This window comes from Pseudomonas sp. R28(2017), assembly GCF_002112505.1.
Taxonomy (GTDB): domain Bacteria; phylum Pseudomonadota; class Gammaproteobacteria; order Pseudomonadales; family Pseudomonadaceae; genus Aquipseudomonas.
Genome location: NZ_NEHW01000003.1, coordinates 357204 through 368707, shown reverse-complemented (window position 1 = coordinate 368707; position 11504 = coordinate 357204). Strand labels below are relative to the sequence as shown.

Sequence of the window (11504 nt, the reverse complement as noted above, 5' to 3'; positions counted from 1 at the left end):
CTCTTCGCGGGCATGCCCGCTCCCACAGGTACTGCACAGCCCTTGAAAACTGCGATTTCTCTGTGGGAGCGGGCTTGCCCGCGAAGAAGCCTGCGCCGATCTAGCGCTTGGCCAGGCTCAGCTGTTGCTGCTCTTTCGGCAGCACCCGCTTGGCAACCACATAGTGCTGCTGCCAGTAAGGCTTGCTCAGGTTGTCGATGCTCACCCGCTTGCCGGTACGCGGCGCATGGATGAAGCGGTCGTTACCCAGGTAGATGGCAACGTGGTTGACCCGACGGCTCTTGATGTTGAAGAAGATCAGGTCGCCAGGCTTGAGGTCGCTCTTCGCCACTTTAACGCCGTGGCCCTGGGCCATGGCGTTGGAGGTACGCGGCAGGTCGACGTCTGCCACGTCGTTGAACGCGTACTTGACCAGCCCGCTGCAGTCGAACCCTTTTTTCGGGTTGCTGCCGCCCCAAACATAAGGGGTACCGAGCACGTTGACCGCACGGCTGAGCACATCGCTGCTCTGCTTCGGCGACATCGCCGCAACGGCAGGCAGGTTGTGGCCCTTGCTGGAATAGGACGAGCGCGCGTGCAGTGTGGTCTGCTTGACGGGCGCGTGTTTCACCGAGGCATTGCTGGTGTAGCCGGTGAAACCATTGGGAAGTCGTTGCTCACGATTGGTGGCGTGGGCGGCCAGGGGCAATAATAGGCAGAGGGTCAGCCATGTCTTGAAGAAAGGCGGCATAGATGAAGCTCTTATGAGTGTTTATGTGTTTGGCGCGCAACTTTATAACAGCTTTTTGCGCCTTTTCAGGGCCGTTGGTCGATTGTCATGCTGCCGTACGTCGGCCTGCGGCGGAAAAGTCACATTTTTATTTAGAAAATTTTTGGATAACCCACGAGGGCTATGAATGAACAGTTATCAACAGGGGGCGCCCTATCACGACACCCACAGCAAGGTCATCGGCTACCTGCTGTGGATCTTCGGCTTCACCGGCTCGCACCGGTTCTACTACGGCAAGCCGATCACCGGGACGATCTGGTTCTTCACCTTGGGCCTGCTCGGTATCGGCTGGCTGATCGACCTGTTCCTGATCCCGTCGATGGACCGTGAGGCGGACATGCGCTTCCAGTCCGGCCGTATCGACTACAACATTGCCTGGATCCTGCTGACCTTCCTGGGCATTTTTGGGGTGCACCGCCTGTACCAGGGCAAGTGGATCTCGGCGATCATCTACTCTTTCACCGGCGGCTTGTTCCTGGTGGGTGTGCTGTATGACTTCTGGACCTTGAACAGCCAGGTTTCCGAAGCCAACAGCCGCAGCCGATAGGGCCGCAGGCGCCTACGAAAAAGGCCTTGTCGCGCTGTGCGGCAAGGCCTTTTTCGTTACTGGCGGGTCTGTCGCTGCTGCAGCAGCAGGTTGCTGAACCCGGCCCCTGCCAGCTGCTTCTGCGCCACTGTCAGCTGCTCGCGGTTGCTGAACGGCCCGACCAATACGCGGTACCAGGTTTCTTCCTTGACGGTGCCCGACTCGACCTTGACCACCTGGCCGAGCAGGATGATCTGCGCGCGGACCTTGTCGGCGTCGGCCTGCTTGCGGAACGAACCGGCCTGCAGGAAGTACTGCGTGGTCGCCGCCGGCTTGATCACCGGAGGCGCTGGCGGCGGCGTCTGCCCCAGCAGCGCGGCCTGGGCGCGCGCGGTATCGATCTTCGCGGCTTCGGCCGGGGTGACCGGGGTCACGGGTTGCGCGGGCACTGGCGGCGTTTTCTCCGGCACGGCCTCAGGCGGCACGATCACCTCGGACTCCGGCAGCAGCGTGTAGAAGTCGTACTTCGGCTTTACCGGCGGCTGTGGCGTTGCCGGTGTGGTCGACTTGCTGGCCTCGGCCACTTTCTCTGGCTTCTGCTGCTCGGGCTTGGTGCGCTTGATGTCACCGCCACCGGGTTCGAGCTTCATCAGGAAGACGATGAATGCACCGACCGTCAGGCCGACCGCCAGCCATACCCAGCCTGGGATCGGCTGCTTGGCTGGGGCGGTCTGACGGCTGGCGCCGCGCTTGGGGGCGGGTTTTTTCTTGGCAGCCAACTTACATGCGCTCCAGGGTTTCCAGGCCGAGCAGCTCCAGACCTTGCTTCAGGGTGCGGCCGGTCAGGGCAGCCAGGCGCAGGCGGCTCTGCTGCTGCTCCGGGGTTTCGGCGGCGAGGATCGGGCAGTTCACGTAGAAGCTCGAGAACAGGCCGGCCAGGTCGTACAGGTAGCTGCACAGTACGTGCGGCGTGCCTTTGTCTGCGACGCTGTTGAGCACCTCGCCAAACTGGGCCAGGCTCGCGGCCAGGTCCTGCTCCTGGGGGGCCTGCAGCACGATCTTGCCGTCGACTTCGTCGAAGCCCTTGCCCAGCTTGCGGAACACACCGGCTACACGGGTGTAGGCGTACAGCAGGTAAGGCGCGGTGTTGCCTTCGAAGTTGAGCATCAGCTCGAAGTTGAAGCTGTAGTCGCTGGTGCGGTGCTTGGACAGGTCGGCGTATTTCACTGCGCCGATACCGACCACTTCACCGATGTGACGCAGTTCGTCTTCGGTAAAGTCCGGGTTCTTTTCCTTCACCAGCGCGTAGGCGCGTTCCTTGGCCTCGGTGAGCAGGTCGATCAGCTTCACGGTGCCGCCGTCGCGGGTCTTGAACGGGCGGCCGTCGGCGCCGTTCATGGTGCCGAAGCCCATGTGCTCCATCTGCATCGGGTGGCCGACGAAGCCGGCACGGCGGGCCACTTCGAACACCTGGTTGAAGTGCAGGGCCTGGCGCTGGTCGACGAAGTACAGGGCGCGATCGGCCTTGAGCACGTTGCTGCGGTAGCGCACGGCGGCCAGGTCGGTGGTGGCGTACAGGTAGCCGCCGTCAGCCTTCTGCACGATCACCGGCAGTGGCTCGCCTTCGCTGTTCTTGAATTCTTCGAGGAACACGCACTGGGCGCCCTGGTCCTCGACCAGCAGGCCCTTGGCCTTGAGGTCGGCGACCACGTTGGCCAGGTCGGCGTTGTAGGCGCTTTCGCCCATCACGTCGGCCATGGTCAGCTTGACGTTGAGCAGCTCGTAGGTCTTCTGGCAGTGCGACAGCGAGATGTCCTTGAAGCGCGTCCACAGCGCCATGCAATCTGCGTCGCCGGCCTGCAGCTTGACCACCAGGCCACGGGCGCGGGTGGCGAACTCTTCGGATTCATCGAAGCGCTTCTTGGCGGCGCGGTAGAAGTTTTCCAGGTCCGACAGCTCGTCGCTGGTGATCGGGTTTTCTTCCAGGTAGGCCAGCAGCATGCCGAACTGGGTGCCCCAGTCGCCCACGTGGTTCTGGCGGATCACGTCGTCGCCAAGGAACTCCAGCACCCGGGCGACGCTGTCACCGATGATGGTCGAGCGCAGGTGGCCGACGTGCATTTCCTTGGCCAGGTTCGGCGCCGACATGTCGATCACCACCTTCTGCGCAGGGCCCGCCTTGCGCGCACCGAGGTGGGCGTCGGCCAGCGCGGCGTCCAGGCGGTTGGCCAGGGCGTCGGTGTTCTGGAAGAAGTTCAGGAAGCCTGGGCCGGCGATCTCGACCTTGCTGATGTCGGCGCTGGCCGGCAGGGCGTTGATCAGTTTTTCGGCCAGGTCGCGCGGCTTCATGCCGGCCGGCTTGGCCAGCATCATGGCGATGTTGCTGGCGAAATCGCCGTGGGTCTTGTCCCGGGCGTTTTCCACCTGGATCGCCGGCGACAGCCCTTCAGGCAGCACACCGTCGGTGACGAGTTGGGTGAGGGCTTGCTGGATCAGCTGGCGAATGGTGTCTTTCATGGGGATCTCTTTTCGACCGCAAGCGCGGTGGAGCGCCTGGATGCGCAGGTGGAAAAACTGGGCATTATCCGTTGCCGGGGGCAGGTTGCCAACCTTTGGGGCAGAAGCTTAATAAAGGTCAACCGGGTCGACATCCAGCGACCAGCGTACCTGGCGCCCGCTCGGCAGTTGCTCCAACACTAGCAACCAGGCGCTGATCAGTCGATGCAAGGGGGCTCGGGTGTTGGCCTGAATCAATAATTGCGCCCTGAATCGCCCGGCGCGCCGCTCCATGGGGGCAGGCACCGGCCCCAGCAGTTCGATGCCGGGCAGGCGCTGTTCGGCGACCAGGCGCTCGGCGGCGGCGCAGGCTTCGTCGAGGAAGCCTTCGGCCTGGCCGGGTTTGTGCGCTTCGGCGCGCAGCAGGGCAAGGTGCGAGAACGGAGGCAGCCCGGCGTTGCGGCGCTCGTCCAGGGCCTGCTCGGCGAAGGCGAAGTAACCTTGCTCAGTCAGTTGTACCAGCAACGGGTGGTCGGCCAGATGCGTCTGGATGATCACCTTGCCGGGCTCTTCGGCGCGCCCGGCGCGGCCAGCGACCTGGACGATCAGCTGGGCCATGCGCTCGCTGGCGCGGAAGTCGCCGGAGAACAGCCCGCCATCGGCATCGAGGATGGCAACCAGGGTCACCCGCGGGAAATGGTGCCCCTTGGCCAGCATCTGGGTGCCGACGAGGATGCTCGGCTGGCCGCGCTGGATGGTGCTGAACAAGTTGTGCATGGCGTCCTTGCGCGCCGTGCTGTCGCGGTCCACGCGCAGGATCGGGTAATCCGGGAAGAGCACTTTCAGGCGCTCTTCGGCGCGTTCGGTGCCGGCGCCAACGGGCCGCAGGTCGACGTGGTTGCACTGCGGGCACTGGTGCGGCAGGCGCTCGTCGTAGCCGCAGTGGTGGCAGCGCAGCACGCCAGAGCGCTGGTGCACGGTCATGCGGGCATCGCAGCGTGGGCATTCGGACAGCCAGCCACAGTCATGGCACAGCAAGGTCGGGGCGAAGCCACGGCGGTTGAGGAACACCAGCACCTGCTGGCCGGCCTCCAGGGTCTGGCGGATGGCCTGCTGCAACGGGCCGCTGATGCCACTGTCCAGTGGCAGGCTTTTCACGTCCAGGCGCAGCATGCGCGGTGGGCGGGCACCACCGGCGCGCTGGTTCATGCGCAGCAGGCGATAGCGGCCGGTGAGTGCGTTGTGCAGGGTTTCCAGCGACGGTGTGGCGGAACCGAGCAGGATCGGGATGTTCTCCTGGTGCGCGCGCACCAGCGCCAGGTCGCGGGCGTGGTAGCGCAGGCCTTCCTGTTGCTTGTAGGAACCGTCGTGCTCTTCGTCGATGATGATCAGGCCGGGGTTCTTCATCGGCGTGAACAGCGCCGAGCGCGTGCCGATGATGATGTCGGCCTCGCCGTCGCGGGCGGCCAGCCAGGCGTCGAGGCGCTCGCGGTCGTTCACGGCCGAATGCAGCAGGGCGATGCGGGCATTGAAGCGTTGCTCGAAGCGCGCCAGGGTCTGTGGGCCGAGGTTGATCTCGGGGATCAGCACCAGCGCCTGCTTGCCGGCTTCCAGGGTTTCGCGGATCAGTTGCAGGTACACCTCGGTCTTGCCGCTGCCGGTGACACCGGCCAGCAGGAAGGCGCCGAAGCCGCCAAAGCCTTCGCGCACGGCGTCGAAGGCCTCGCGTTGTTCATCGTTGAGGGGCAGTTCCGGCTGCGCCAGCCAGTGTTCATGGCGATGCGCCGGCAGGTGGCGGCGCACTTCCAGCTGAACCAGCTCCTTGGCCAGCAGCAGGTCGAGGCTGTCCTTGTTCAGGTTGAGCTTGCTCAGCAGGCTGTGCGCCACACCGTGCGGGTGCTGGGCCAGGGTCTTGAGTGCATCGCGCTGACGCGGGGCGCGGGCGATGCGTGGGTCTTCCAGGCGTGCGCCGGGGGCCACGTGCCAGAAGCGCTCCTGGCGCATTTCGGCAGGTTCGCCCTGGCGCAGCAGCGTGGGGAGCGCCCAGCTCAGGGTGTCGCCGAGGCTGTGCTGGTAGTACTGGGCGGTCCACAGGCACAGCTTGAACAGTGCTGGCGGGATCGGCGAAACCGGGTCGAGCAAGGCGCTGGCGGGCTTGAGCTTGTCGGCAGGCACTTCGCTCTGCTCGCACACTTCCACCAGCACGCCGATCATCTCGCGGCGCCCGAAAGGAACGCGAATGCGCATGCCCGGGGTCAATACCTGGCGCGCCATGCTCGCTGGCGCCTTGTAATCGAACAGGCGGCGCAACGGGGAGGGCAGGGCAAGGCGCAGGATGACGTCGGGCACGCGGCAGATCTCGGAGGGCGTTTCAAAGACTGGCGAGCCTAGCAGACGACGGTCGGTGCAAGCGACAACTTGCGTTGGCGCGGTGCTCTGGTATTATTCGCCGCCTAATTACGTGCGGTATTCAACAATAGGTGTTGGGTGGCGGCACGCAGCTCGAGGAAGTGACCATGAAAGAAGGTATCCACCCGAACTACGAAGTAGTTGCAGTCACCTGCAGCTGCGGTAACAAGTTCGAAACGCGTTCGACCCTGGGCAACACCCTGGCGATCGACGTTTGCAACCTGTGCCACCCGTTCTACACCGGTAAGCAGAAAGTCCTGGACACCGGTGGTCGCGTACAGAAGTTCGCCGATCGCTTCGGTATGTTCGGTACCAAGAAGTAATCATGCGCATGGCGAAACCTTCGGGCTTCGCGTTGTTGCTGAAGAAGGCGCCCCTCGTGGGCGCCTTTTTTGTGGGCGCCATCTGGCAGCTCCCGGCCCTGGCGTTCTGCCCGTTGCCGGAGCGACCGCAGCCGGTGGCGGTGCGCCAGGTGGTGGATGGCGACACACTGCGCCTGACCGACGGTCGCAGTGTGCGCATGATCGGCATCAATGCCCCTGAAATCGGGCGCAAGGGACGCACCAGTGAACCTTACGCCGAGGCCGCCAGGCGGCGCCTGCAGGCATTGGTCAAGGCCAGCGACGGGCGCGTCGGGCTGGTGCCAGGTGTTGAGCGCAAGGACAAGTACGGCCGCACCCTGGCGCACATCTATAACCGTAATGGCGACAATCTTGAGGCGCAGCTGCTCAGTGAAGGGCTTGGCTATCACGTGGCCATCGCACCCAATGTGCGCCTGGCGGGCTGCCAGCAAGCGGCCGAGCGGGTAGCGCGCACAGCGCGGGCAGGGTTGTGGCGCAGTTCACCCGTGCGCAAGGCGGCCAGCGTGAAGCAATCGGGCTTCGCCGTAGTCGCTGGCACCATCCGCGGGATCGAGCGCAATCGTGGCGGTATCTGGCTCGAACTGGACGACACCGTGGTGCTGCAGATTCCCGCTCGTCTGCAACGCACCTTCCCTGGCAGCTTCTTCGCTAACCTCAAGGGACGCCAGGTCGAGGCGCGCGGCTGGGTGCTGGACCGTTCCCGCAAGGGTGGGCTCAAGCCAGGGCAGCGACGCTGGGTGTTGCCGTTGACCGATCCGGCCATGTTGCAGCGCACTTCAGGCTGAAAAGATGTAGACAGTTCGCTATTGGATTGTACACACTGTGAGTCGAATGCCCCCGTGCGTGATAGCTTAAAGTCGTAGGCCAAAGGCCTTGACACAAGTGACTGACCAGTCTTGTGGCTCCCCGGCTCTTTGCGTATCCTCGGCGGTCCGTCAGAACAGTAAATAGCGGAATGCCCACCATGTCAGACCTGAAAACCGCCGCTCTCGAATACCACGCTCAACCTCGTCCGGGGAAACTGAGCGTCGAGCTCTCCAAGCCCACCGCCACCGCCCGCGATCTCGCCCTGGCCTACAGCCCAGGCGTCGCAGAACCCGTGCGTGAAATCGGCCGTGATCCTGAGCTGGCCTACAAGTACACCGGCAAGGGCAACCTGGTCGCGGTCATTTCCGATGGCACCGCCATCCTCGGTCTGGGTGACCTCGGCCCGCTGGCTTCCAAGCCAGTGATGGAAGGCAAGGGCGTTCTGTTCAAGCGTTTCGCCGGTATCGACGTGTTCGACATCGAAGTCGACTCGGAAAGCCCGCAAGCTTTCATCGACACCGTCAAGCGCATCTCGATCACCTTCGGTGGCATCAACCTCGAAGACATCAAGGCTCCAGAGTGCTTCGAAATCGAGCGCACCCTGATCGAGCAGTGCGACATTCCGGTGTTCCACGATGACCAGCACGGCACCGCGATCGTTACCGCGGCCGGCATGATCAACGCCCTGGAAATCGCCGGCAAGAAGCTCGAAGACGCCAAGATCGTCTGCCTGGGTGCCGGCGCTGCCGCCATCTCCTGCATGAAGCTGCTGGTCAGCATGGGCGCCAAGGTCGAGAACATCTTCATGATCGACCGCAGCGGCGTGATCCACGCTGGCCGTGACGACCTGAACCAGTACAAGGCCCAGTTCGCCCACGCGACCGACAAGCGCACCCTGGCCGATGCCCTGGACGGTGCTGACGTGTTCGTAGGCCTGTCCGGCCCGAACCTGCTGAGCCCGGAAGGCCTGAAGTCGATGGCTGCCAACCCGATCGTGTTCGCCTGCTCGAACCCGGACCCGGAAATCTCCCCAGAGCTGGCTCACGCCACTCGCAGCGACGTGATCATGGCTACCGGTCGTTCCGACTACCCGAACCAGGTCAACAACGTGCTGGGCTTCCCGTTCATCTTCCGTGGTGCCCTGGACGTTCGCGCCAAGCGCATCAACGAAGAAATGAAGATCGCCGCCGCCATCGCCCTGAAAGACCTGGCCAAGCTGCCGGTACCGAAGGAAGTCTGCGAAGCTTACGGCGTTGAAGGCCTGGAGTTCGGTCGCGAGTACATCATTCCGAAGCCGCTGGACGCTCGTCTGATCACCGTCGTTTCCGACGCTGTGGCCAAGGCTGCCATCGAATCCGGCGTGGCTACCCTGCCATATCCGAAGCACTACCCGCTGAACAGCGTGGATGAAGTGTTCAACGGCTGATTGCAGCTGTAGCAACAAAAAGCCCCGGCTCGTGAGAGTCGGGGCTTTTTTTGTGTTCGGCGGGAGGGCTTTGGTGCCTGTCAGAACGAGCGCCGCCCGCGCGGCGCTCGATTTGTGCATCACCCCAAAAGCTGAGGTCAGAACAGATCCATCGGTGCCGCTTCATCGGCCGGCAGCGGGCTGCCTGGCGCTGCGCCGTTACCCAGCTCATCCACCGAAGGCGGCGAATCCTCGGCCTTGAACAGCTCGAAGTAGGCGTTCGGTGTGCTCGGCGAGGCCGCGCGGCCGCTGACCGGGTCAACCCGCAGGCTGAGGATGCCTTCCGGCTCGGCTGGTGCGTGGCTTGGCTTGCCCTTCAGTGCCGCGCCCATGAAGTTCATCCAGATCGGCAGTGCCGCAGTGCCGCCGTATTCGCGGCGGCCCAGGCTTTCCGGCTGGTCGAAGCCGACCCACACGGTGGTCACATAATCGGCGTTGTAGCCGGAGAACCAGGCGTCCTTGGATTCGTTGGTGGTGCCGGTCTTGCCCGCCAGGTCATCGCGGCCCAGGGCCAGCGCCCGGCGGCCGGTGCCGCGCTTGATCACGTCCTGCAGCATGCTGGTGAGGATGTAGGTGGTGCGGCCGTCGACGATCTGTTCGGCAATGGCCGGGGTCTGCGGCGGCGGGGCAATCTGGCCCAAGGCCGAGGGCGCCTCGCCCGGCAGGGCGGCAGTGCTGATCGGCTGTTCCGGTGCGGCCAGCCCTGCATGGTCTTCGGCGCCTTGCGGTACCCGGGCCGGGTTGGCGGTGAACAGCGTTTCGCCATTGCGGCTTTCGATACGGTCGATCAGGTACGGGTTGATCTTGTAGCCGCCGTTGGCAAAGGTGCTCCAGCCGGTGGCGATTTCCATCGGAGTCAGGGTCGCGGTGCCCAGGGCCAGGGACAGGTTGCGCGGCAGGTCCTGCTTGTTGAAGCCGAACTTGGCGATGTAGTCGATGGTGCGGTCCACACCCATGGCCTGCAGCAGGCGGATCGACACCAGGTTGCGCGACTTGTACAGCGCTTCGCGCAGGCGGATCGGGCCGAGGAAGGTATTGGTGTCGTTCTTCGGCCGCCATTCCTTGTCCAGGTATTGGTCGACGAACACGATCGGCGCATCGTTGACCAGGCTGGAGGCGGTGTAGCCGCTGTCCAGGGCCGCACTGTAGACGAACGGCTTGAAGCTGGAGCCGGGCTGACGCTTGGCCTGCATGGCGCGGTTGTAGTTGCTCTGCTCGAACGAGAAGCCGCCGACCAGGGCGCGGATGGCGCCGTTGTACGGGTCGAGGGTGACCAGCGCGCTCTGCGCTCCAGGCACCTGGCTGAACTTGAGCTTACCGTCGTCCAGGCGCTGCAGGCGGACCAGGTCGCCGACCTGGGCAACATCGGCAGGCGACTGCGGGGCACGGCCCTGGGCGTTGGTGTTGATGAACGGGCGCGCCCATTTCATGGTGTCCCAGGCGACATCTTCTTCCTTGCCGTCACGGGTCAGTACCTTGAGGCCATGCTTCTCGACCTGGGTGACGATGGCGGGCTCCAGCGTGCCGAGGTTGCGCTGTTTGCTCAGTTCCTGCTGCCAGGCGGCCAGGGTTTTGCCCGGGAAGCGTGCTTCAGGGCCGCGGTAGCCGTGGCGTTCGTCGTATTCGGACAGGCCGGTGAGGATGGCCTTGTTGGCCATTTCCTGCATGTCGCTTGGTACCGTGGTGGTGACGCGGAAACCTTCGGTGTAGGCGTCACTGCCATAGCGGCCGACCATCTCGGCGCGGGCCATTTCGGCGACGTAAGGCGCGTTCACTTCGGGGGTCGGTACGTGGTAGCTGGCATTGAGCGGCTCGGCCAGGGCGGCCTGGTAGCTCGCCTCGTCGATCTTGCCGAGCTTGTACATGCGGCCGAGGATCCAGTCGCGGCGCTCTTTGGCGCGTACCGGGTTGGCCAGCGGGTTGAAGCGCGACGGTGCCTTGGGCAGGCCGGCGATCATCGCCATCTGGGCCAGGCTCACGTCACGGATCGACTTGCCATAGTAGACCTGCGCGGCCGCATCGATACCGTAGGCACGGTTGCCCAGGTAGATCTTGTTGACGTACAGCTCGAGGATCTCGTCCTTGGTCAGCTCGCGCTCGATCTGCAGGGCCAGCAGGATCTCGTTGGTCTTGCGCGAGAAGCTGCGCTCGCTGGTGAGGAAGAAGTTCTTCGCCACCTGCATGGTGATGGTGCTGCCGCCGGTCTGGATGTGACCGGTCTTCACCAGCTGGGTCGCAGCGCGCATCAGGCTGCTGGGGTCGACGCCGTAGTGATTGAGGAAATTGTCGTCCTCGGCTGACAGAAGTGCCTGAATGAACTGTGGCGGAATTTCCGCAAAGCGGATCGGCGAGCGGCGCATTTCGCCGAACTCGGCAATCAGCTTGCCGTCGCTGCTGTACACCCGCAGGGGGATCTGCAACTGGATGCTTCTGAGCGAATCGACCGATGGCAGGTTGGGACTAAGATACAGAAACGCACCGCTCACACCGAGTACGAGCGCGCAGATGACTGCGACGAAAGACCACCAGAAGAACTTCAGCAGGCGTATCAAGGCTTTTCGGTGTCCAGATTGAGAGGTGAATTGCGCACGGGGCCGGCGGACGAAAAAACGCTGGGCATTATAAGCATTTTTCGCCCCGCCGGGTGACCGGCCGGGCGGCCCGCTGCAC

9 protein-coding genes are annotated in these 11504 nt (G+C 63.9%); 4 read left to right on the top strand and 5 right to left on the bottom strand.

Annotated elements, in window-relative coordinates:
• Window positions 1-100: 100 nt before the first annotated feature.
• Window positions 101-730 carry a C40 family peptidase gene (locus CAF78_RS07095; protein ID WP_085677938.1) on the bottom strand — a complete coding sequence of 210 codons (630 nt, stop codon included), beginning with the start codon at window positions 728-730 and terminating at the stop codon, window positions 101-103.
• Window positions 731-896: 166 nt separating this feature from the next.
• Between CAF78_RS07095 and CAF78_RS07090 the strand changes: the two genes are divergently transcribed.
• A complete protein-coding gene (locus CAF78_RS07090; protein ID WP_085677939.1) occupies window positions 897-1316 on the top strand; it encodes a TM2 domain-containing protein in 420 nt (139 codons plus the stop codon).
• Between the two features lie 56 nt (window positions 1317-1372).
• On the opposite strand, the gene CAF78_RS07085 is transcribed toward CAF78_RS07090, so the two are convergent.
• From CAF78_RS07085 to CAF78_RS07075, 3 genes are all read right to left on the bottom strand, one after another.
• Window positions 1373-2074, bottom strand: a complete 702-nt coding sequence (locus CAF78_RS07085) for an SPOR domain-containing protein (RefSeq protein ID WP_085677940.1) — start codon at window positions 2072-2074, stop codon at window positions 1373-1375.
• A gap of 1 nt (window position 2075) precedes the next feature.
• The gene (argS, locus tag CAF78_RS07080; RefSeq protein ID WP_085677941.1) at window positions 2076-3812 is read right to left on the bottom strand and encodes an arginine--tRNA ligase; all 1737 of its coding nucleotides are present in this window, start codon (window positions 3810-3812) and stop codon (window positions 2076-2078) included.
• Window positions 3813-3920: 108 nt separating this feature from the next.
• Window positions 3921-6140 carry a primosomal protein N' gene (locus tag CAF78_RS07075; protein ID WP_085677942.1) on the bottom strand — a complete coding sequence of 740 codons (2220 nt, stop codon included), beginning with the start codon at window positions 6138-6140 and terminating at the stop codon, window positions 3921-3923.
• A 167-nt stretch (window positions 6141-6307) separates the two neighbouring features.
• Here CAF78_RS07075 and rpmE point away from each other — a divergent pair, with 167 nt between their 5' ends.
• The 3 genes from rpmE (at window position 6308) to CAF78_RS07060 (ending at window position 8795) form a co-directional block, all read left to right on the top strand.
• Window positions 6308-6523, top strand: coding sequence for a 50S ribosomal protein L31 (gene rpmE / locus CAF78_RS07070; protein WP_027920990.1), 216 nt, complete (start codon window positions 6308-6310; stop codon window positions 6521-6523).
• Window positions 6524-6525: 2 nt separating this feature from the next.
• Window positions 6526-7347, top strand: a complete 822-nt coding sequence (locus CAF78_RS07065; RefSeq protein ID WP_085677943.1) for a thermonuclease family protein — start codon at window positions 6526-6528, stop codon at window positions 7345-7347.
• 179 nt (window positions 7348-7526) lie between these two features.
• Window positions 7527-8795, top strand: coding sequence for a malic enzyme-like NAD(P)-binding protein (locus tag CAF78_RS07060; protein WP_085677944.1), 1269 nt, complete (start codon window positions 7527-7529; stop codon window positions 8793-8795).
• Between the two features lie 137 nt (window positions 8796-8932).
• Here CAF78_RS07060 and CAF78_RS07055 read toward each other — a convergent pair whose 3' ends face one another.
• Window positions 8933-11386 carry a penicillin-binding protein 1A gene (locus CAF78_RS07055; RefSeq protein WP_085677945.1) on the bottom strand — a complete coding sequence of 818 codons (2454 nt, stop codon included), beginning with the start codon at window positions 11384-11386 and terminating at the stop codon, window positions 8933-8935.
• Window positions 11387-11504: the final 118 nt, after the last annotated feature.